The following is a 21868-nucleotide window of genomic DNA, read 5'->3' on the forward strand; positions in this document are numbered from 1 at the left end:
AGCGTTGTCTCCGGTGCGGGACCAATGCCCGCGGACTCCTCCGGAAGGCAGGGAAACTGATGCGTCACAGTCGTCGGAATGGCTTGATCGCGGCGGTGGTTGCGGGAGGTGGGCTGGCAGTCGCGGGTGCGGGCGGGTTCGCCTACGCCGACGCGGACGCCGGCGGGCGGACCGAGCGCTCGCCCGGGCTGCTCTCGGGGAACCTGGTGCAGCTGCCGGTCCACGTTCCGGTGAACGCGTGCGGGAACACGGTGAGTGTGGTCGGCGTGCTCAACCCGGCCGCCGGGAACCGCTGTGCCAACGAGGACCATCCGGAGCCGGGGCACTCCCACCCGTCGAAACAGGGCGCGGCCCCTGGCGGCGGAGCCGCCGCCGAGGGGCGCGGAAAGGATTCGCCCGGGGTGCTGTCCGGCAACGGGCTCCAGCTCCCGGTCGACCTGCCCGTGAACGTCAGCGGCAACGCGGTGAGCGTCGTCGGCGTCGGCAACGGCTCCTCCGGCAACACCTCGGTCAACGGCGACGTGCCCACCGGCGCCAAGCCGCCCGTCCAACCGCCCGTCCAACCGCCCGTCGTCGAGCGGCCGGTGGCCCCGCCGACGCCGCCGCGGCACACCGAGGCCCTGGCCCACACCGGCACCGACGCCGTCGGCTACCTGCTCCCCGCCGGCGGAGCGCTCCTCCTCGGCGGAGCGCTGCTCTACCGCCGCTTCGGCCTCGGCTAGGCCGGGCGGCCGGGCGGTACGGGGCGCCAGCCGTCCAGGATGGCGTCGATCCGTGCGGCCAGCCGGGCCCGGGCCGCGAAGCGCGGGACACCTGCCATCAGCAGGGCGTCGTACTCGGTGTCCGTGTGCCGCACGGCCGCGCGCACCGCGTACGAGACGGCGCGCTCGTCCAGGGCCCGGCCGGCGGCGCTGCGGCCGACCCGGCCGCTGCCGCGCACCGAGGCGTGCGTGGCGATGGCCACGGCCCGCTCGGCCGGGCAGCCGGGGAACAGCCGGACTATCTCGGCGGCGAAGGCCGCCGTGAACCGGGTGTCCTCGGCGGCGCGACGCAGCCGGTCCCGCTCCCGGCGCCTGGCCCGGGCCTCGGCGTCCGCCAGGCACGCACGCTCGGCGCGGGCCAGGGCGGCATCCTCGACGAGGATGCCCTGGCGCTCGTAGCGGCGGCGGCGCCTGTTGAAGCGCACGACGACGGCGGACAGCGCACTCGCCTCGCGGGAGCGGCGGGTCAGCGCCGCGTCCCCGCGCGGGAGGTACACCAGATGACCGAGATCCGCGCAGTCCAGGCAGCGCGGCACGCCCGCCTCGCGCACGAGGTGCCGGAGCGGGCCCTGCCGGCACTCCGCGCAGTGGATCTGCTTACCGGACTCGAACACCACCAGGCTCATACAGGGGTGATACCGCCGAAGGGGCCTCATATCACCTGATGGAGAAGGGTGGTTGATGTTTCGGCAACTCTTCCTCGATGCCGTGGCACCCTTCTACGGTGAGCCCGTGGACGGCGGCCGGTCCACCGAGGAGGGCACATGACGGGGCAGCAGGTGACGGTTCGGCCGGCAAGGGCACGCATTCCGGCGGCCCCGGCGGGCCGCAAGATCGTCATACCGCCGGGCGGCTGCACCGGCTGGCACTACCACCGGGTGCGGCTGCACGCCGTCGTCCTCGCCGGGACCCTGACCCGGGTCCTGCACGACGGCACGGTCGAGGTGCACCGGCCCGGGACCGCCTTCGAGGAACCCGCGGGCATCGGGCACATCCACCTGGGCCACAACTTCGGCAGCGAGCCGGTCGTGCTCCACGTGACCCCCTCGCTCCCCGTCGGAACCCCCTTCGCGATACCCACCCCGCCCCCGCCCGGAGTCACCCCGGCCGTCTGCCGCGAGCACGCCGCATGACCGGGTCCCGCCCCCGGCTGCGGGATCACACCAGCCGGCGTATCTCCCCGCGCACCCGGTAGAAGCCGCCCGAGGCCGCGTGCAGCCCGTCCACCACGTACCGGGCGCCCGGCTCCCGTATCCCGCGCGGGAACTGCACGTTCCAGGAGGGCTCGAAGCCTCCCGAAACCACCTGCACCCGCATCCGGCCGCCCTGCTGGACGCACTCCACCACCACGCCGCCCGCCCCGGCCGCCGCCACCGAGACGGTGGCGACCGCCGCCGCCGACGCGGCCGGGGTGTAGACGGGCAGCGCGGCCGCCGACTTCACGTCCACCGGCGCCGGCACCGAGCCCTGCTGGGCCGCGGATATCGCCTGCTCGCTCGCATCCACACAGACCAGCGATCCGTCCGTGGTCACCAGGTACAGCCGCTCGTCCCGGTACTGCATCGACAGCGCGGCCCCGCTGCCCGTGCCCAGCTTCCACAGCCGCTGCCCGTCGGCGTCGAAGCAGTACACCGAGGAGGCGAGGTCGCCGGCGAAGACGTGCCGGCCGTCCGGGGAGGTCGCGCACGAGTACACCGCCGCGTCGCACGGGTAGGAGGCCTCGACCGCGCCGGTCGCCTTCGAGAGCCGCTGCACCGTGTTGCGCCCCGTCCCCGCGTACACCGCGTGGTCCTCCTGCCAGCCGAACAGCACAGAGCCGTTCGTGGCGGTGTGCCACAGCTCCCGCCCCCCGTCCGGGGCGTACGCGGTGACCCCCTTGCTGTGTCCGTGGTAGACCGCGTCCGCGTCCGCCCGGACCATCCAGGCGTTGGAGCCGTCCGAGCGCCGCGACCACTGGAACTCGTCCTCGTGGTCGATGACCGTCAGCCCGCCGCTGCGGTCGGACACGTTCAGCACGCCCTCCCGGATGTCGAGCCAGAAGATGTCCACATCGGCGGCTATGTCGTAGGCCCCGAACGGCACCTTCGACGACAGGTCGTACACCGTGCCGTCGTCACAGCCCGCGTAGATCCAGAACTCGTCCGCCACCAGGCACTTCACCCCGTCCGGCAGGGAGTACCGCGCCAGCACCTCCCCGTCGTGGCTCAGGGTGTAGACGTCACCCGCCTGGTTGCCGACCCAGCAGCGGTCCTCGTCGACGTGGATCCCGAAGGCCGAGGAGCCCGTGCGGAACCGCCACAGCACCGGAGCCACGGACCGCGCCGTCGAGGGCGCCGACGTGACCTGCCGGCGGGTCACCGACCGGGCGGCGCGCTGCCCGGGCACGGCCGGGGCGTACCCCTTGCGGATCTTCTCCCCGATCTTCTTGGCGGCCGCCGCCCGGGCCTTGTCCACCGTCGGGAAGGAGGAACTCTGCAGCTGGCCGTCCGCGCCTATGCGGCCGTACCGCACGCTGACGGCAGTGCCGTCCACCGTGACCTCGTAGAACTTGTGCGCGGCGCCGTCTTCCTGCGACAGCTCCAGATACGTCGTCTCCCGAGCCATGACAGACCCCTCCCCAAAGGCCGGGCCGCCGACTGCTTTTCCGCCGGTGATCCCTCGTGAAAAACGCTACGGCCCACCACTGACAATGGGCTCGTGCAGCTGGAAGCGATCACATGGCAGCGGATGGCCGAGCGGCTCGCCGGTCACCTCGACGACCCCGCCACCCTCCCCGAGGCCGCCCCCGGACAGGGGAGTTGGCAGCGGGTGGGCATCGACGGGGCCCCGGCGGCCGAGACGGGCGTCCTGGCCGGGCACCTCGCCGACGCGCTGCGCCTGCGCGGACGGTCGGCCCTGGTGGTGGCCGCCGAGGGTTTCCTGCGACCGGCCTCCCTCCGCTTCGAGTTCGGCCGCCAGGACGTGGATGCGTACCTCGGCGGCTGGTACGACACGGCCGCGCTCTGGCGGGAGGTCTTCGGCCCGACCGATCCGGGCGGCACCGGGCGGGTACTGCCCGACCTCTGGGACCCGGTGAGCGACCGGGCGACCCGCAGTCCGTACGCCGAACTCCCGCCCGGCGGCGTGCTGATCGTGCACGGCCCGCTGCTCCTCGGCCACTGGTTCCCCTTCGACCTGAGCGTGCACATCCGGCTCTCCCCGGGCGCGCTCGCGCGCCGCACCGAGGAGTCCGCGCGCTGGACGCTGCCGGCCTTCGCGCGCTACGAGGCCGACACGGACCCGGCCTCGGCCGCCGACGCGGTGGTCCGGGCCGACGACCCCCGCCACCCCGCCTGGACGGGCATCCGCGCGCGGTAGGAGCCTCGCGGTAGGAGCCTCAGGGCCTGCCGCCCAGGCGCGTCACGGCCAGGGCGGCCGCCCGGCAGCCCGCACGGGCGGCCCCGGCAGGGTCCGCGCCCGCCAGCCGGGCCGCGAGGAAGCCGCCGGTGAAGGCGTCCCCCGCGCCGGTGGAGTCCACCGCCTCCACCGGCTCCGCCGTGACCTCGGCGGTGATCCGGCCCCGCTCGGCCACCAGCGCCCCCGCCGCGCCCCGGGTCACCACCACCAGGGGTATCCGCCGGCTCAGCCGCGCCGCGGCCCCCGCCACCCCGCCCGGCTCCGGCAGGCCGGCCAGCAGCCGGGCCTCGTCCTCGTTGGGCAGCAGGACGCAGGCCCCCTCCACCGCATCGAGGAACCGCTGTGGGCCCAGCCCGGCCAGGAACCCGGCCGAGGCGGGGTCCACGCTCACCGGCACCCCCCGCGCCCGGGCCGCCCGCAGCGCCACCAGGGCCAGCTCCCGGCTGCTGTCGGCGAAGAACAGGTACCCGGACAGGTGGAGGTGGGCCACCCCGTCCAGCAGGGACGGCGACCAGTCGGCGGGGCACAGGCGCAGCGCGGCCCCGCTGTCGGTCAGGAACGTCCGCTCCGCGTCCTTGCCGACCAGCGCGACCACCGTCCCCGTCGGCTCCTGCCGGTCGACCACCAGCCGCGGCAGCACCCCCGCGTCCAGCAGGGCCCGCTCGTGCCACCGCGCCGACTCGGTCCCCACCCGCGCGAGGAGCCGTACCTCCGCGGCCCCCGTACGGGCGGCCCAGCACGCCGCGTTGGCCCCCGCGCCGCCCGGCAGGGTCCGGATGCGGGCGGCCGTGTCGGTGGCCGGAACGAGCGGCTCCGGGTGGACCGCCACCACATCGGTGACCACGTCCCCGATGACCAGCAGCGCCCCGGGACCGGCCGGCTGCGCCCGGGTCATGCCCGCGCCGCCCAGGCCCCTGCGATCCTGGCCCCCAGCCGCACGTTGCCCCGCACCGCCGCCAGGTTCGCCTCCAGCGAGGCCCCGCCCGTCGCCCGCACCAGGAACCCCAGCAGGAACGGTGTCACCGCCTGCCCCGTGATCCCGCGCTCACGGCACTCGGCGAGGGCCTCGGCCAGCACCCGGTCGTGCAGCTGCGGATCCAGCTGCTCCGCCTCCGCGACGGGGTTGGCCACCAGCAGGGCGGCGGCCGGGCCGCCGAGGGCGTCCTGAGCGGCCATCACCGCCGCGACCTCCTCGGGGCCGTCCACCGTCCAGTCCACCGGCTCGCCGGAATCGGCCAGGTAGAAGCCGGGGAACCGCTGCGTCCGGTAGCCGAGCACGCCCACGCCCAGCGTCTCCAGCCGCTGCAGCGTGCCCGGCACGTCCAGGATCGACTTCACCCCCGCACACACCACCGTGATCCGCGTCCGCGCCAGCAGGGACAGGTCCGCCGACTCGTCCTGCGTCTGCGCCCATTCGCGGTGTACGCCGCCCAGCCCGCCCGTGGCGAAGACGCGCAGGCCCGCCCGCGCGGCCAGGAAGGCCGTGCCGGACACCGTGGTCGCCCCGGTGGCACCCGCCGCGAGCGCGGGCGCCAGGTCCCGGTGGCCGAGCTTGCGTACGCCCTCCCCGCCCGCGATCCGCTCCAGCTGGTCCTTGTCCAGACCCGCGTGCGCCACGCCGTCGATGACGGCGATCGTCGCCGGAACCGCGCCTTCCGAGCGGACCAGCGCCTCCAGCTCGAGGCCCACCGCCAGGTTGCGGGGACGCGGCAGGCCGTGGGCGATGATCGTCGACTCCAGGGCCACCACGGGTCGGTTCCGGTCGAGCGCCTCGCGTACCTCTTCCGACAGGACCGGTCCGCCGGACGGGGTGGACCGGGATGCAGTTGCTGTGTGCTGTGACATGTCCCCATCCATGGCACCGGATTCGCGCCCCCAAACGCGCTCCCGCCCCACCCGCCCCAACCTGTCCGAGTACCGCTCCCAGCGCGGACTGCGCGGACCGCGCGGCCGGCCGCTGGACAGGGTGACGCGTCCGCCCCGGCCCCGCTGGACGCTCTGGTCACCGCGCCGCGCCGCCCGGCCGGATTAGGCTCGCGGCTCATGAGCACCAGTGATCACAGCGCCTCCGCCTCCTTCGCCGTCTGCGTTCCGGACGTACCGGACGCCGAACTGGAGGCCGAGGACCTCGACCCCGGGCAGATCGTCTCCGGAGAACCGGTGGTGAGCGGCAAGGTGCTCTGGGAGTCGCCCGACGGCCGGCAGGTCCGCGGGATCTGGCAGATCACCCCGGGCGTGGTCACCGACACCGAGGCCGACGAGCTGTTCGTCGTGGTCAGCGGCCGGGCCACCATCGAGGTCGAGGGCGGCGCGACCCTGGAGGTGGGCCCCGGGTCCGCGTGCGTGCTCCGGGAGGGCGACAAGACGACCTGGACCGTGCACGAGACGCTCCGCAAGGCCTACCACATCAACTGCTGACCTCGCCCTTCGCGGGGGCGGGGTGGCGGCGCGCGGTGAACAGCGCGAGCGCCGCCATCGGCAGCAGCAGGCAGGCGCCGACGGCGTTCAGCCAGCCGTAGCCCGCCTGGGCCATGACCAGCCCGGCCGCCGCGCCGCCCACGCCCGCGGCCGTGTTCATCGTCAGGTCGCTCAGCCCCTGTACGGCGGCCCGCGCGGGCTGCGGCACCGAGTCGGTCAGCAGCGCCGACCCGGACACCATCCCGGCGGACCAGCCGAGGCCGAGCAGGAAGAGGCCCGCCGCGCTCTGGCCGTGGTGCGGCCCCGCCGTGCCGGCGAGCAGCGCCGCGATCGACAGCAGCCCGGCCGCCAGACCGATCCCGGACAGCCGGCCGAGGCGGTCCGCGAGCCAGCCCATCAGGGGGGAGAAGGCGAACATGCCGGCGATGTGACCGCTGATCACCAGCCCGACGAGCTCCAGCCCCGCACCGTGGTGGCCCAGGTCCATCGGGGTCATCACCATGATCGAGACCATGGTGGTGTGCGACACGGCCACGGTGACCAGCGCGAGCCGGGCCCGCGGGGAGGCCTTGACGGCTGCGAACCCGGCGCGCAGGGAACGGCCCTCGCGGGTCTGCTCCTCGGGCGCGGCCAGCGCACGGGCCGTCAGCAGCGGGTCCGGACGCAGGAGCACCGCGATCAGCGTGCCCGTGACGAGGAAGACGGCGGCGGCCCACACGAAGGGCCCCGCCGTCTCGGGTATGGAGGTGCCGGCGAAGCTGCGGCTGGCGGGGGCGGACAGGTTGGGGCCGAGCACCGCGCCGATGGTGGACGCCCACACGACGACGGAGATGGAGCGGGCCCGGCGGTCCGGGGCGGCGAGGTCGGCGGCGGCGAACCGGGCCTGGAGGTTGGCCGAGGAGGCGGAGCCGAAGGCGGCCATGCCGAGCATCAGCAGCGGGAAGCTCTTGATCGTCGCGGCGAGGACGACGAGGCCCGCGCCGGCGGCGCCGATCAGGTACGCCAGGACCAGCCCCGGGCGCCGGCCGCGCGCGGTCATCAGGGCGGCGAGCGGCAGGGAGATCAGGGCGGTGCCGATCACGGCGGCGGTGGAGGCGAGGCCGGACAGGGCCTCGGTGCCGCTGACCTCGCTGGCGAGTACGGGGGCCAGGGCGATGCTGATGGGCACGCCGAGCCCGCCGAGCATCTGGCTGGCGATGAGCACCCCGGTGGTGCGCCGCCGCAGACGGGCCAGGTCCGGGAGGCCGGCCGCCGTGGCGAGCCGGTCCGTGCCGGGGGAGGCGGTCATGCCGGACACCCCCCGCGCGGGCGGGGGTGCGCGGAGGGGTGGGACGCGCTGCGGCCGGGTGCGGCGGCTGGAGTAGTCACCGCGGCAGTGTGCCACCCCTTACCGGGCGGGCGGAACCGGGTAGGCGTCCCGCTCAGAACAGCGGCTGTGGGAGGACGCCCTCCAGCGCGAGCAGCCGGCGCTTGGTCTCGATCCCGCCGCCGAAGCCGCCGATTCCCCCGTCGTTCTCCACCACCCGGTGGCAGGCCACCACCAGCGGGAGCGGGTTCGATCCCATGGCGTTGCCCACGGCCTGGGCGGCTCCCGGCTGTCCGGCGCGGGCGGCCAGCTCCCCGTACCCGACGACCGCCCCGTACGGCACGGACCGGTCCAGTTCCTGGAGCACCTGGCGGTTGAAGCCGGAGCTCAGGCGCCAGTCCAGGGGCAGCTCGAAGCGCCGCAGCGAGCCGGCGAAGTACGCGGCCAGCTGGCGTATCGGCTCGGCCAGCAGGACTTCCTCGCCCGGCGCGGGCCGCCAGGCGTCGGCGCCCAGCCGGGAGACGAGCGGGCCGATCATCGCGTCGACCCGGTCGGGCCCGGCATGGAACTCGACCCGGACCAGACCCTCCGGGGTCGCGGCCAGGAGCAGGGGACCGATGTCGCTCGCGACGACGGTCCATTCGAGGCGCGGCCCGCGGGGCCGCTCGGTGCTGTCCACGGGTCCACGGTACGGCGCCCCACCGACAACCGACGGCCCGGTTCGCGTCAGAAGCCGCCGACGGCCTCGCGGACGACGTCGGGGGCGTTGGTGATGATCCCGTCCACGCCCATGGCCCGGACCTTGCGGGCGGTCGTGGCGTCGTCCACGATCCAGGTGTCCACCTCCATGGCCTTGCCGTGGGCTCCGAGCAGCCCGTGCACCGCCGCGACCCACTCGGCGGAGATCGTGGTGTGCCACGGGTTGATCCGGTCGGTGAACTGCGCGTACCGCGGCAGGTCCGCGACCGGCGGGGTGCCCAGGAAGGCCGTGACCAGGTCCGGGCGCAGGTCGTGCACGATGCGCACGCAGTCGGCGCTGAAGCTCTGCACGACCAGCCGCTGCTCCACGTGGCGCCGGTCGAGCCAGCCCGCCTCGTCCAGCACCTTCAGGGTCTGCTGCTCGATCCCGGGGTACAGCTCGGGCCTCTTGATCTCCAGCAGAAGCCGCTGCCGGTTGCGCTGCACCCGGTCGAGGTACTCCCTCAGGGTGGGCACCCGGGCGCCCGTGTACTCCTGCCCGAACCAGCTGCCCGCGTCCAGCAGGGCGATCTCCGCCGCCGTGAAGTCCTTGACCTTCCAGGGCCGCCGGTCCGGGAACAGCTCCTCGACGTCCGTGGTCCGGGACAGGGTGTCGTCGTGGATGACCACCAGCTCGCCGTCCTTGGTGCGCTGCACGTCGTTCTCCACCCAGCTGAACCCGAGCCGCATCGCCAGGTCGATCGCGTCGAGGGTGTTCTCCGGGGCGTACGCCGAAGCCCCCCGGTGGGCGTACACGACGGGGTTCCCCAGGAGCCCCGCCGGTCCGGGGGCGGGGCCGGGGCCGGTGGCGGCGTACGAGGCCGTCCCGCCCAGCAGGGTGAGGGTCAAGCCCAGGAACGCGGCGGCTGCCGCGGCGGCGGGTCGGACGTACATGCGTTCTCCTCGGGTCGGGAGCCCTGTTCCTGCGTCAGACGGGTGCGCGGAGGCAGACGTTGTGGCGGTGCGCTGCACGCGGGGCCTTCACCGCGATCATGCGGTTGAAGATCACCGAGCCGCTACCGAACTACGACAAACGGACCAGAACGTGTGATGCCGCTCCGGCCGGGCGCGCCGCGCGGCCGCGCGCGGATACGTGAGTGTCAGTGGGGGGTCGTACGGTTGACTCATGCGGCCCGTATCGAAGATCGAACGCACGGTGGCGCCTTTCGAGGTCGTCAGCCCCTACCAGCCCAGCGGCGACCAGCCGGCGGCCATCGCCGAGCTGGAGAAGCGCATCCGTGCAGGTGAGAAGGATGTCGTCCTGCTGGGTGCGACCGGCACCGGCAAGTCGGCGACCACCGCGTGGATGATCGAAAAGCTCCAGCGCCCCACCCTGGTGATGGCGCCGAACAAGACCCTCGCCGCCCAGCTGGCGAACGAGTTCCGCGAGCTCCTGCCGAACAACGCCGTCGAGTACTTCGTCTCGTACTACGACTACTACCAGCCCGAGGCCTACGTTCCGCAGTCGGACACCTACATCGAGAAGGACTCCTCGATCAACGAGGAGGTGGAGCGGCTGCGCCACTCCGCGACCAACTCGCTGCTCACCCGGCGCGACGTCATCGTCGTCGCGTCCGTGTCCTGCATCTACGGCCTCGGCACCCCGCAGGAGTACGTCGACCGGATGGTCTCGCTCAAGGTGGGCGAGGAGATCGACCGGGACCAGCTGCTGCGCCGCTTCGTCGACATCCAGTACACGCGCAACGACGTGGCCTTCACCCGCGGCACCTTCCGGGTGCGCGGCGACACCATCGAGATCTTCCCGGTCTACGAGGAACTGGCCGTCCGCATCGAGATGTTCGGCGACGAGATCGAGGCCCTCTCCACCCTGCACCCGCTGACCGGCGAGGTGATCAGCGACGACCGCGAGCTGTACGTCTTCCCCGCCAGCCACTACGTCGCGGGCCCCGAGCGCATGGAGAAGGCGGTCCGCGGCATCGAGGCCGAGCTGGCCGCGCGCCTGGCCGAGCTGGAGAAGCAGGGCAAGATGCTGGAGGCCCAGCGGCTGCGCATGCGCACCACCTACGACCTCGAGATGATGCGGCAGATCGGGTCCTGCTCCGGCATCGAGAACTACTCGCTGCACATGGACGACCGCGAGCCCGGCTCGGCGCCCAACACCCTCATCGACTACTTCCCGGAGGACTTCCTCCTGGTCATCGACGAGTCGCACGTCACCGTCCCGCAGATCGGCGCCATGTACGAGGGCGACGCCTCGCGCAAGCGGACCCTGGTCGACCACGGCTTCCGGCTGCCGTCGGCCCTCGACAACCGGCCGCTGAAGTGGGAGGAGTTCCAGGAGCGGATCGGCCAGACCGTCTACCTGTCGGCCACCCCCGGCAAGTACGAGCTCTCGCGCGGCGACGGCTTCGTCGAGCAGATCATCCGTCCCACCGGCCTCGTCGACCCCGAGGTCGTGGTCAAGCCCACCGAGGGCCAGATCGACGACCTGGTGCACGAGATCCGCGAGCGGGTCGAGAAGGACGAGCGGGTCCTGGTCACCACCCTCACCAAGAAGATGGCCGAGGACCTCACGGACTACTTCCTGGAGCTCGGCATCCAGGTCCGCTACCTGCACAGCGACGTCGACACGCTGCGCCGCATCGAGCTGCTGCGCGAGCTGCGCTCCGGCGAGTTCGACGTCCTGGTCGGCATCAACCTCCTGCGCGAGGGGCTCGACCTGCCCGAAGTGTCGCTCGTGGCGATCCTCGACGCCGACAAGCAGGGCTTCCTGCGCTCCGGCACTTCGCTGATCCAGACCATCGGCCGCGCGGCGCGCAACGTCTCCGGCCAGGTCCACATGTACGCGGACAGCATCACCCCGGCCATGGCCCAGGCGATCGACGAGACGAACCGCCGCCGGGAGAAGCAGGTCGCCTACAACACCGCCCACGGCATCGACCCGCAGCCGCTGCGCAAGAAGATCAACGACATCGTCGCCACGATCGCCCGCGAGGAACTCGACACCGAGGAGCTCCTCGGCACCGGGTACCGGCAGGCCAAGGACGGCAAGGGCGTCAAAACACCGGTTCCCGCCCTGGGCGGCAAGGCGGTCTCGGCCAAGGCCGGGAAGGGTGCGAAGGGCGCGAAGGGCGCCAAGGCGGCCGCGGTGCTCACCGACCGGCCCGCCGCCGAACTGGCCGCGATCATCGAGGAGATGACCGAGCGCATGCGGGCGGCGGCGGCCGAGCTGCAGTTCGAGGTCGCGGCCCGGATCCGGGACGAGGTGGGCGAGCTGAAGAAGGAGCTGCGACAGATGAAGGAAGCGGGCCTCGCCTGACCCCGGGCCTGTCAGTAGGGTTGGGTCTCAGCCGCAGGTACACGCTGCGCTCCCGTTGTTGGGGCGGGCTATGGAGAGGGGACAGCGCGTGACGGTCAACATGACCAAGGGTCAGGCCATCAGTCTGCAAAAGTCGGACGGGGGCACCCTGACCGCGGTCCGGATGGGTCTGGGCTGGCAGGCGGCCAAGCGCCGCGGGCTGTTCGGCTCGCGGACCCGGGAGATCGACCTGGACGCGTCGGCGGTTCTCTTCGCCGACAAGCAGCCGGTGGACGTCGTCTTCTTCCGGCACCTGCAGAGCGACGACGGCTCGGTCCGGCACACCGGCGACAACCTGGTCGGCGGCGTGGGCCAGGGCGGGGACGACGAGGCCATCCTCGTCGACCTCCAGCGCGTGCCGGTGCACATCGACCAGATCGTCTTCACGGTGAACTCCTTCACCGGCCAGACGTTCCAGGAGGTGCAGAACGCGTTCTGCCGCATCGTCGACGAGACCAACGGCCAGGAGCTGGCCCGCTACACCCTCGACGGGGGCGGCCAGTACACCGCGCAGATCATGGCGAAGGTGTCCCGCTCGGGTGCCGGCTGGCAGATGACGGCCCTCGGCAACCCGGCCAACGGCCGTACGTTCCAGGACCTGATGCCGGCGATCCTGCCGCACCTGTAAGCGAAGAAGAACGGGGGGAGACGGGACGATGGCGGCCGAACTGGTCCGGGGGCAGAACCATGCCCTGTCCGAACACCGGGTGCGGATCACGGTCTCGGCGGGCACACCGGTGCTCGCCCTGGCCTCGCTCGCAGACGAGCGGGGTGCCGTGACCGGCCCGGAAGGGATCGCGCACCCCGGTGCGGGCGACCTTCCGGGGGTCGAGGCGCCCGGCGGATCCGCGGACCGGCACCGGTTCGCCGTCGACCTCGACGCGGTGGCCGCCGAGGTGCACCGCGTCGGCGTCCTGCTCTCCCTGCCCCCGGGCGGCCCGGCCCGCTTCGGTGCCGTCCCGGCCACGCACGTGGCCGTCACGGACATGGACGGCACCGGGCTGGCCGAGTACACCCTGACAGGGCTGGAGGCCGAGACGGCCGTCGTCGCCCTCGAGCTCTACCGCCGCCAGGGAGCCTGGAAGGTCCGCGCCGTCGGCCAGGGCTACGCCGACGGGCTCGCCGCCCTGCTGGCCGACCAGGGGCTCGGCGCCCCCGCCGCCGCCGAGCTGGCCGCCCGCGTGCACGCCGGCGTCGCGGCGCCGGTGGCACCCGACCCGGTTCCCGTCGCACCCGACCCGGTGGCCCCCGTTTCCGGAACCCCGTACGCGGGCACGCCCGGCCCCGCGCCCACGCCCGGCCCCGCGCCCACCCCTGCGGCCCCACCTCCAGCCGACGGCAACAGCACCATCAGCTACGCCCACCCGCGGCGCCGCCCCGCCGCCACCGAGCCGCCCGAGCCCGCGCCGCGCACCGCCCCGGCCCAGGAGCCCGGGCAGCCCCCGAGGCCCGTCGCCGGGGACGCCAGCGGCTGGTCCATGGAGGAGCGGCTCTACAACCAGGTCTGGGGCATGTTCGAGGACCTGGCCCGCACGGTCGCCGCTTACCGCAGCGCCGTCGACTTCGCCGACTCCCGCATGGACCGCGAGCTCGACGAGGCGCTGTCCGACCCCCGCCACCGCCTGGGAGGCTCCGGGAACGCGGCCCGCGACACCGCCCGGGCGCGCCGCGAGGAGCTCGTGGCCCAGGCCCGGGCCGTCCTCGACCGCGACCTCGCCCAGCTGGTCGCCGAGTCCGAAGTGGTCGAGCCGGCCCTGCCGGCCGCGTACGCCCGCTGGGCCAACCCGGTCTGGCACGCCGGCCGGTCCGCCGCTCCGCCCGAGGAGAACCCGCTCGCCCTGCGCCTGGGCGACCTGTACCTGCCCGAGCGCCCAGACCTGCGGATCCCCATGCTGATGAGGCTCCCGCTGGAGCGCGGCCTCTGGATCGACAACGGCCGCACCGGCTCCGAGGCCGCGATGGCCATGGACACCGACCGGCTGCGCCGGGCCGCCATGGACATGGCCGTCGCCCACGCGGCCCGGCTGCTCGCCGTCCACCCCGCCGACCGGTTCTCCGTCCACGTCATCGACGCAGCCGGAGCCGCGGCCGCCTCCCTGGCGCCCCTGGTACGCGCCGGGGTGCTGGCCGGTCCGCCCGCCGCCGGGGCCGCCGGGGTCACCGAGACGCTGGCGCGGCTGACCAAGCGGGTGGACCTCGTCCAGATGGCGCTGCGGGCCGGCGCGCCCGAGGACCTGCCGCCCGACGTGGACACGGCCGACCAGCTGCTCCTCGTGCACGACTTCCCGCACGGCTTCGACGACCGGGCCGTCACGCAGTTGCGCTACCTCGCCGACGAGGGCCCGGCGGTCGGCGTGCACCTGCTGATGGTCGCGGACCGTGACGAGGCCTCGGCCTACGGCCCGCTGCTGGACCCGCTGTGGCGCTCGCTCATGCGGCTGTCGCCCGTACCGGACAGCCACCTCGCCGACCCCTGGGTCCACCACGCCTGGACCTTCGAACCGGACCTGCCCCCGCAGGGCAGCCAGGTCCTCGACCAGGCACTGGACCGGGTGGCGCAGGCCCGGCGGCGCACCCGCCCGTGAGGGAGAAGCGGCAGGTCGATGACCTGCCGCTGACCACCTCTTGGGACTCCCTTTACCTTTTTGCCTTCCGGCGGGTACCCTGAGGAGCGCGGAGGGGAGTATTCCTGCTTTCCTGCTACGGCGTACCCGTCAATACGGACCACTGCGGTGAGTGAGCGCAGCCGGTCCCGGGGCGTCGGCCCACGGCCTCCAGGCCGCCCGGGTGGAAGAGACCTCCGGCAGCGATGACGCTGACGAAGTGCTGAGCCATCCGCCGGAGGCGTGTTTACGTGGAAGTTTCCTGGACCCTGTGGGCGCTGACCATCCTCGGTCTGTCCCTCCTCATCGGCGCCGATTTCTTCATCGGCCGCAAACCCCACGACGTATCGATCAAGGAAGCGGGCACCTGGACGGTCGTCTGGATCGTCCTCGCCGCGCTCTTCGGCCTCGGCCTGTGGTTCTTCGGCAACGGCCAGGCCTCCCAGGAGTTCTTCGCGGGCTTCATCACCGAGAAGTCCCTGAGCGTCGACAACCTGTTCGTCTTCGTCCTGATCATGGCGAAGTTCGCGGTGCCCTCCCACCTCCAGCAGCGCGTGCTGCTCGTGGGCGTGCTGATCGCCCTGGTGCTCCGCGCGGTCTTCATCGCGGCCGGCGCGGCGATCATCGCCAGCTTCTCCTGGGTCTTCTACCTCTTCGGCGCCTTCCTCATCTACACCGCGTGGAAGCTGATCCAGGAGGCCCGCAAGGACGAGGACGAGGACGAGTTCGAAGAGAACCGCCTCCTGAAGTCCGTGGAGAAGAAGTTCGGCGTCGCCGACCGCTACCACGGCACCAAGCTCTTCATCCGGAACAACGGCAAGCGCGTCCTGACCCCGCTGATGGTCGTCATGCTCGCCATCGGCACCACCGACGTGCTGTTCGCCCTGGACTCCATCCCCGCGATCTTCGGCCTCACCCAGGACCCGTACATCGTCTTCACGGCCAACGCCTTCGCCCTGATGGGGCTGCGCCAGCTGTACTTCCTGATCGGCGGCCTGCTCAAGAAGCTGGTCCACCTCAGCTACGGCCTGTCGATCATCCTGGGCTTCATCGGCGTCAAGCTGGTGCTGCACGCCCTGCACGAGTCCGGGGTGCACGTCCCGGTCATCTCGATCCCGGTCTCCCTGGGAGTCATCTGCGGTGTCCTGGTCATCACCACGATCACCAGCCTGATGGCCTCCAAGAAGCAGGCGGCGGCCGAAGCCGCCGCCCGCCCGGAGAGCATCGACGCCTGACGCCTGACGCCTGACGCCGGGGCCGGGCTACGCGGGGGCGGCCGTTTCGGCCGCCCCCGTTTGCGTGCCCGCCGTCGCGTCGGGGGCCGACCGCGGCCGTACGACCGCCGGGCCGGTCTCCGGCAGCAGTGCGAAGCAGCCCAGGCTGACCAGGGCGATCGCGCTCAGGTACACGGCCACCCCCCACGGCCTGCCGGACCCGTCCGCCAGCGCCGTCGCCACGATCGGGGTCAGCGCCCCGCCCAGCACCCCGCCCAGGTTGTAGCCGACGGCCGCGCCCGTGCAGCGGATCCGCGGGGCGTACAACTCCGGCAGGTACGCGCCCACCACCGCGAACATCGTCACCATGCCCAGCAGGGCCCCGACGAAGCCCACCGTCATCAGCACCGGATCGGCCGTGCCCAGCAGGGCCACCAGCGGGAACATCCACACCGCGCAGGCCGCCGATCCGGCCAGGCACAGCGGCCGCCTCCCGTACCGGTCACCGAGCACCGCCAGCGGCGGCGTCACCAGGCCCATCAACGCGACGGCGCCCATGATGCACGCCAGCACCGTCGTGCGGCCCATGCCCAGGCGCTCGGTCGCGTACGCCAGGGACCAGGTGGTGACCGCGTAGAACACGGCGTACCCCACGGCCAGCGCCCCGCCGGTGAGCAGGAGCAGCCGCCAGTGCTGGCGGGCCACCTCCGCCAGCGGGGCGTCCGCCCGCCGTCCGCTGCCGGCCAGCGCCCGGAACTGCGGGGTCTCCTCCACCGTGCGGCGCAGCCACAGCCCCGCAAGGGCCAGCAGTCCGGCCGCCCAGAACGGGACGCGCCAGCCCCAGGAGGTGAACTGCGCGTCGGTCAGGGCCGCCGACAGGGCGAGGACGATGCCGTTGGCCAGCAGGAAGCCCACCGGCGGGCCGATCTGCGGGAAGCTCGACCACAGGCCGCGCCGCCGCTCGGGGGCGTGCTCGGCGGTCAGCAGGACCGCGCCGCCCCATTCGCCGCCGAGCCCCAGACCCTGCAGGAAGCGCAGCGCGAGCAGCAGCGCGGGCGCGGCCGCGCCGATCGAGTCGTACGTCGGCACGCAGCCGACGGCGACGGTGGCGAGGCCGGTGAGCAGCAGGGAGGCCAGGAGCACGGGCCGGCGCCCGTAGCGGTCGCCGATGTGGCCGAAGACCGCCGAGCCGAGCGGACGGGCGAGGAAGCCGACGCCGAAGGTCCCGAACGCGGCGAGGGTACCGGCGAGCGGGGAGAAGGAAGGGAAGTACAGCGGGCCGAGCACGAGGGCGGCGGCCGTTCCGTACACGAAGAAGTCGTAGAACTCGATGGCGGTTCCGGCGAGGGAGGCCGAGGCCAGGCGCAGCATCGAGGGGGCGGGGCGGGACGCGGCGGGGGAGGGGGACGGGGAGGGCTCTTGGTGCATGGTGCAGCAGATACCCCCTCCCCGGCCCTCGGGGGGTGCGTTCGGCTCTTATCGACCGGAAGGAGCTCCCCGCGCCGCGAAGTTGACGGATTGCGGACCTACCAGCCGCGTTCGCGCCACTCGGCCAGGTGCGGGCGCTCGGCGCCCAGCGTGGTGTCGTTCCCGTGGCCGGGGTAGATCCAGGTCTCGTCCGGGAGCCGGTCGAAGATCTTGTGCTGGACGTCGTCGATCAGGCTCGCGAAGGCCTTCGGGTCGCCCCAGGTGTTCCCGACGCCGCCCGGGAAGAGGCAGTCGCCGGTGAAGACGTGCGGGTGCCCGTGCGGGTCGTCGTAGATCAGGGCGATCGATCCGGGGGTGTGTCCGACCAGGTGGCGCGCGGTGAGCTCGACCCGCCCGACGCGGACGGTGTCCCCGTCCGCCACCGGGACGTCCGTCGCCACCGGGATGCCTTCGGCGTCATAGGCGCCGGCGTACGTGGTCGCCCCCGTCGCATCGACCACGGCCTGGAGCGCGCCCCAGTGGTCGCCGTGCTGGTGGGTGGTGACGACGGACGCGATGCCGTCGTCCCCGATCAGGCTCAGCAGCGTGCCCGCGTCCGCCGCCGCGTCGATCAGCAGCTGCTCGTCGGTCGCCCGGCAGCGCAGCAGGTAGGCGTTGTTGTTCATCGGACCCACCGCGACCTTGGAAATCATCAGGTCCGCGAGTTCGTGCACGTCGGCCGGGCCGCCGACCTTGACCTCTCCGGTGTACGTCATGTCTTGATCCTAGAGGTGTCGGTTCCTAGAGCGGCGGGAGCTCGGGCAGGCCGGCGCCGGCCGTGACGGAGAGGCGGGCGCCCCGCCGACCGCGCCCGGCCAGCCAGCCGAGGAGCTCGTCCTTGGGTCCCTCGAGGACCACCGGGGTGCCTTCCGTGCCGCCGGTGTGCCAGACCCCGTCGGGCGTGGCGCGGAGCGTGACCGGCGGGACCTCCGGGCGCCCGGACCAGCGGTCGGCGAGGAAGGCGATCTCGCGGTCGGTGAACTCCTCCGGGAGGTCCGAGAGCTCGTAGCCGATGTTCAGGTCGACGTGGTGCAGCGCGACCTCGACCCAGCGGCGGAACGGCACGTTGGCTGCGAGGTCGGTGACGCCGTTGCGCAGCTCGACGGTGCGGGACCAGTCCTGGTCGCGCTCGGTGGTGGCGAGGAAGCGGGCCGCGGAATCACGGAGGTCCGCCAGGTGTTCTTCCAGAGGCCGGCCGGCGTCGCGTTCGATGTCCGCGTCGCGCGCGGTGGCGCTCTCGTACATCGGGCGCCCCTCGAAGACGTTGACGAGGGCGTCGGCGTTGCGCGCGAGGTGGGCCAGGACGTGGCCGCGGCTCCAGCCGGGGAGGTGTGACTCCTCGGCGAGCGCGGCGTTGTCCAGCTTCGCGACCGCGGTCAGCAGTCGGTCCGTCGCTTCACGTACAGATCGCAGGTCGTGCACATGATCAGTCATGAGGGCGAGCCTAGTGCTCTCCCGGCTCCGGCCACACGATCGGGTGAAGCGGTTGGCGGAGTGCCGTAAATCGAATGTGCGTGCTATACGCTCGGAAGTCAGACTCCATCTCCACCGCAGAGGCGCCCCCCATACCCTGGGACGGGGGCCCCGTGCCCCCCGCTCTCTCAAGAAAGGTGCGGACCGGCGTGACCGACCGTCTCATCGTTCGTGGCGCTCGCGAGCACAACCTCAAGAACGTCTCGCTCGACCTGCCCCGCGACTCACTCATCGTCTTCACCGGACTCTCCGGGTCGGGCAAGTCCTCCCTGGCCTTCGACACGATCTTCGCCGAAGGCCAGCGCCGCTACGTCGAGTCGCTCTCGTCGTACGCCCGCCAGTTCCTCGGGCAGATGGACAAGCCCGACGTCGACTTCATCGAGGGGCTCTCGCCGGCCGTCTCGATCGACCAGAAGTCGACCTCGCGCAACCCGCGCTCGACCGTGGGCACCATCACCGAGGTCTACGACTACCTCCGCCTCCTCTTCGCCCGCATCGGCAAGCCGCACTGCCCCGAGTGCCGGCGCCCCATCTCGCGGCAGTCGCCGCAGGCGATCGTCGACAAGGTGCTCGCGCTCCCCGAGGGCAGCCGCTTCCAGGTGCTCTCGCCGCTGGTGCGCGAGCGCAAGGGCGAGTTCGTCGACCTCTTCGCCGACCTGCAGACCAAGGGGTACAGCCGGGCGCGGGTGGACGGGCAGACCATCCAGCTCTCCGAGCCGCCCACCCTGAAGAAGCAGGAGAAGCACACCATCGAGGTGGTCATCGACCGCCTCACCGTCAAGGACAGCGCCAAGCGCAGGCTCACCGACTCGGTGGAGACCGCGCTCGGCCTCTCCGGCGGCATGGTCATCCTGGACTTCGTCGACCTCCCCGAGGACGACCCCGAGCGTGAGCGGATGTACTCCGAGCACCTCTACTGCCCGTACGACGACCTCTCCTTCGAGGAGCTGGAGCCGCGCTCCTTCTCCTTCAACTCGCCGTTCGGCGCCTGTCCCGAGTGCACGGGCATCGGCACGCGCATGGAGGTGGACCCGGAGCTGATCATTCCGGACGAGGAGAAGTCCCTGGACGAGGGGGCCGTCTCGCCGTGGTCGCTGGGCCACACCAAGGACTACTTCCAGCGGCTGATCGGCGCGCTCGCCGGGGAGCTGGGCTTCCGGACGGACATCCCGTGGGCCGGGCTGCCGGCCCGCGCCAAGAAGGCCCTGCTCTACGGGCACAGGACGCAGATCGAGGTCCGCTACCGCAACCGCTACGGGCGGGAGCGGGCGTACACCACCGCCTTCGAGGGCGCCGTGCCCTTCGTCAAGCGGCGGCACGCGGAGTCCGAGAGCGACGCCAGCCGCGAGCGCTTCGAGGGCTACATGCGCGAGGTGCCCTGCCCGACCTGTGAGGGCACCCGGCTCAAGCCGATCGTGCTCGCCGTGACGGTGATGGAGAAGTCCATCGCCGAGGTCGCCGCCATGTCGATCAGCGAATGCGCGGACTTCCTCGGCCGGCTGCGGCTCGACGCCCGCGACAAGAAGATCGCCGAGCGCGTCCTCAAGGAGGTCAACGAGCGGCTCCGCTTCCTCGTCGACGTCGGCCTGGACTACCTCTCGCTGAACCGCGCCGCGGGCACCCTGTCCGGCGGCGAGGCCCAGCGCATCCGCCTCGCCACGCAGATCGGCTCCGGTCTGGTCGGCGTGCTGTACGTGCTGGACGAGCCCTCCATCGGCCTGCACCAGCGCGACAACCACCGGCTGATCGAGACGCTGGTGCGGCTGCGGGACATGGGCAACACCCTGATCGTCGTCGAGCACGACGAGGACACCATCAAGGTGGCCGACTGGGTCGTGGACATCGGCCCCGGCGCGGGTGAGCACGGCGGCAAGGTGGTGCACAGCGGTTCGCTGAAGGAGCTGCTGAAGAACTCCGAGTCGATGACCGGCCAGTACCTGTCGGGCAAGCGCTCCATCGCGATCCCGGACGTACGCCGGCCCGTGAACGGCGAGCGGAAGCTGACCGTCCACGGCGCCAAGGAGAACAACCTCCGGGACATCGACGTCGCCTTCCCGCTGGGCGTGCTCACGGCCGTGACCGGGGTGTCGGGTTCCGGCAAGTCGACGCTGGTCAACGACATCCTCTACACGCACCTGGCGCGCGAGCTGAACGGCGCCCGGTCGGTGCCGGGGCGGCACACGCGGGTGGACGGGGACGACCTCGTCGACAAGGTCGTGCACGTCGACCAGTCGCCGATCGGCCGGACCCCCAGGTCCAACCCGGCCACCTACACCGGCGTCTTCGACCACGTGCGCAAGCTGTTCGCGGAGACCATGGAGGCGAAGGTGCGCGGCTACCTGCCGGGCCGCTTCTCCTTCAACGTGAAGGGCGGCCGGTGCGAGAACTGCTCCGGCGACGGCACGATCAAGATCGAGATGAACTTCCTGCCGGACGTCTACGTCCCGTGCGAGGTCTGCCACGGCGACCGCTACAACCGGGAGACGCTGGAGGTCCACTACAAGGGCAAGTCCATCGCGGAAGTCCTCAACATGCCGATCGAGGAGGCGCTGGACTTCTTCGAGGCGGTGCCGACGATCGCGCGGCACCTGCGGACGCTGAACGAGGTGGGGCTGGGCTACGTCCGGCTCGGCCAGTCGGCGCCGACGCTGTCCGGCGGTGAGGCGCAGCGCGTGAAGCTGGCGTCGGAGCTGCAGAAGCGGTCGACGGGTCGCACGGTCTACGTGCTGGACGAGCCGACGACGGGTCTGCACTTCGAGGACATCTCGAAGCTGATCAAGGTCCTGTCGGGGCTGGTGGACAAGGGGAACTCGGTGATCGTCATCGAGCACAACCTGGACGTCATCAAGACCGCGGACTGGGTCATCGACATGGGCCCGGAGGGCGGCTACGGCGGCGGCCTGGTGGTGGCCGAGGGCACGCCGGAGCAGGTCGCGTCCGTGGGGGCGAGCCACACGGGCAAGTTCCTGCGGGACATCCTGGGGGCGGACCGGATCTCCGACGCCGGGTCGCCTCCCGCGGTCGCCGCGGCCAGGAAGGCGCCGGCCGCCAAGAAGGCCCCGGCTGCCAAGAAGACCGCCGCGGCCAAGAAGGCGGCTGTCCCGGCCAAGAAGGCGACGGCGCGGGCGCGCAAGGCGTAGCCCGGCCCCAGCGTGCGCGGGAAGGGGGTCCGG

19 protein-coding genes are annotated in these 21868 nt (G+C 72.6%); 9 read left to right on the forward strand and 10 right to left on the reverse strand.

Annotated elements, in window-relative coordinates; all coding sequences use genetic code 11:
* Positions 1–95 precede the first annotated feature (95 nt).
* Positions 96–722, forward strand: coding sequence for a chaplin (locus tag AB0D44_RS03245; protein WP_362583566.1), 627 nt, complete (start codon positions 96–98; stop codon positions 720–722).
* On the opposite strand, the gene AB0D44_RS03250 is transcribed toward AB0D44_RS03245, so the two are convergent.
* Entirely contained in the window at positions 719–1387 is a 669-nt protein-coding gene (locus AB0D44_RS03250; RefSeq protein ID WP_362583568.1) for a DUF2293 domain-containing protein, read from the reverse strand. The genes AB0D44_RS03245 and AB0D44_RS03250 overlap by 4 nt on opposite strands.
* Before the next feature lie 138 nt (positions 1388–1525).
* Between AB0D44_RS03250 and AB0D44_RS03255 the strand changes: the two genes are divergently transcribed.
* The gene (locus AB0D44_RS03255) at positions 1526–1894 is read left to right on the forward strand and encodes a cupin domain-containing protein (RefSeq protein WP_362583571.1); all 369 of its coding nucleotides are present in this window, start codon (positions 1526–1528) and stop codon (positions 1892–1894) included.
* A 25-nt stretch (positions 1895–1919) separates the two neighbouring features.
* Here the strand turns inward: AB0D44_RS03255 and AB0D44_RS03260 are convergent, their stop codons facing one another.
* A complete protein-coding gene (locus AB0D44_RS03260) occupies positions 1920–3365 on the reverse strand; it encodes a WGR domain-containing protein (RefSeq protein WP_362583574.1) in 1446 nt (481 codons plus the stop codon).
* Positions 3366–3458: 93 nt separating this feature from the next.
* Between AB0D44_RS03260 and AB0D44_RS03265 the strand changes: the two genes are divergently transcribed.
* On the forward strand, positions 3459–4118 hold the full coding sequence (locus AB0D44_RS03265; RefSeq protein WP_362583576.1) for a uridine kinase: 660 nt from the start codon (positions 3459–3461) through the stop codon (positions 4116–4118).
* Positions 4119–4137: 19 nt separating this feature from the next.
* Here the strand turns inward: AB0D44_RS03265 and AB0D44_RS03270 are convergent, their stop codons facing one another.
* Together AB0D44_RS03270 and AB0D44_RS03275 are read right to left on the reverse strand one after the other, a co-directional pair.
* The gene (locus tag AB0D44_RS03270; protein ID WP_362583579.1) at positions 4138–5052 is read right to left on the reverse strand and encodes a PfkB family carbohydrate kinase; all 915 of its coding nucleotides are present in this window, start codon (positions 5050–5052) and stop codon (positions 4138–4140) included.
* Complete coding sequence (locus AB0D44_RS03275) at positions 5049–6002, reverse strand: pseudouridine-5'-phosphate glycosidase (RefSeq protein WP_362583582.1); 954 nt, start codon at positions 6000–6002, stop codon at positions 5049–5051. Before AB0D44_RS03275 ends, AB0D44_RS03270 begins: the two co-directional genes overlap by 4 nt.
* A gap of 198 nt (positions 6003–6200) precedes the next feature.
* Here AB0D44_RS03275 and AB0D44_RS03280 point away from each other — a divergent pair, with 198 nt between their 5' ends.
* A complete protein-coding gene (locus tag AB0D44_RS03280) occupies positions 6201–6575 on the forward strand; it encodes a cupin domain-containing protein (RefSeq protein ID WP_362583585.1) in 375 nt (124 codons plus the stop codon).
* Here the strand turns inward: AB0D44_RS03280 and AB0D44_RS03285 are convergent.
* The 3 genes from AB0D44_RS03285 to AB0D44_RS03295 form a co-directional block, all read right to left on the reverse strand.
* Entirely contained in the window at positions 6565–7863 is a 1299-nt protein-coding gene (locus AB0D44_RS03285; RefSeq protein ID WP_362583588.1) for an MFS transporter, read from the reverse strand. The genes AB0D44_RS03280 and AB0D44_RS03285 overlap by 11 nt on opposite strands.
* A 133-nt stretch (positions 7864–7996) precedes the next feature.
* Positions 7997–8560 carry a methylated-DNA--[protein]-cysteine S-methyltransferase gene (locus AB0D44_RS03290; protein ID WP_362583591.1) on the reverse strand — a complete coding sequence of 188 codons (564 nt, stop codon included), beginning with the start codon at positions 8558–8560 and terminating at the stop codon, positions 7997–7999.
* A gap of 47 nt (positions 8561–8607) precedes the next feature.
* Complete coding sequence (locus tag AB0D44_RS03295; RefSeq protein ID WP_362583594.1) at positions 8608–9513, reverse strand: glycerophosphodiester phosphodiesterase family protein; 906 nt, start codon at positions 9511–9513, stop codon at positions 8608–8610.
* Positions 9514–9745: 232 nt separating this feature from the next.
* Between AB0D44_RS03295 and uvrB the strand changes: the two genes are divergently transcribed.
* The 4 genes from uvrB to AB0D44_RS03315 all read left to right on the forward strand — a co-directional run bounded on the left by uvrB (position 9746) and on the right by AB0D44_RS03315 (position 15776).
* Entirely contained in the window at positions 9746–11899 is a 2154-nt protein-coding gene (gene uvrB / locus AB0D44_RS03300; RefSeq protein ID WP_362583597.1) for an excinuclease ABC subunit UvrB, read from the forward strand.
* Positions 11900–11987: 88 nt separating this feature from the next.
* Positions 11988–12566: a TerD family protein gene (locus AB0D44_RS03305; RefSeq protein ID WP_202202060.1), complete on the forward strand. Its 579-nt coding sequence runs from the start codon at positions 11988–11990 to the stop codon at positions 12564–12566.
* Between the two features lie 28 nt (positions 12567–12594).
* Positions 12595–14523 (forward strand): TerD family protein, encoded by a 1929-nt coding sequence (locus AB0D44_RS03310; protein ID WP_362583600.1) that lies wholly within the window; start codon positions 12595–12597, stop codon positions 14521–14523.
* Between the two features lie 269 nt (positions 14524–14792).
* Positions 14793–15776: a TerC family protein gene (locus AB0D44_RS03315; RefSeq protein ID WP_362583602.1), complete on the forward strand. Its 984-nt coding sequence runs from the start codon at positions 14793–14795 to the stop codon at positions 15774–15776.
* Positions 15777–15803: 27 nt separating this feature from the next.
* On the opposite strand, the gene AB0D44_RS03320 is transcribed toward AB0D44_RS03315, so the two are convergent.
* From AB0D44_RS03320 to AB0D44_RS03330, 3 genes are all read right to left on the reverse strand, one after another.
* Complete coding sequence (locus tag AB0D44_RS03320; protein ID WP_362583931.1) at positions 15804–17126, reverse strand: MFS transporter; 1323 nt, start codon at positions 17124–17126, stop codon at positions 15804–15806.
* A gap of 155 nt (positions 17127–17281) precedes the next feature.
* Entirely contained in the window at positions 17282–17938 is a 657-nt protein-coding gene (locus AB0D44_RS03325) for an MBL fold metallo-hydrolase (protein WP_362583605.1), read from the reverse strand.
* A 25-nt stretch (positions 17939–17963) separates the two neighbouring features.
* Positions 17964–18656, reverse strand: a complete 693-nt coding sequence (locus tag AB0D44_RS03330; RefSeq protein ID WP_362583608.1) for a maleylpyruvate isomerase family mycothiol-dependent enzyme — start codon at positions 18654–18656, stop codon at positions 17964–17966.
* Positions 18657–18844: 188 nt separating this feature from the next.
* Here AB0D44_RS03330 and uvrA point away from each other — a divergent pair, with 188 nt between their 5' ends.
* On the forward strand, positions 18845–21835 hold the full coding sequence (uvrA, locus tag AB0D44_RS03335; RefSeq protein ID WP_362583611.1) for an excinuclease ABC subunit UvrA: 2991 nt from the start codon (positions 18845–18847) through the stop codon (positions 21833–21835).
* Positions 21836–21868: the final 33 nt, after the last annotated feature.

This window comes from Streptomyces sp. NPDC048349 (assembly GCF_040651925.1).
In the GTDB taxonomy this organism is placed as follows: domain Bacteria; phylum Actinomycetota; class Actinomycetes; order Streptomycetales; family Streptomycetaceae; genus Streptomyces.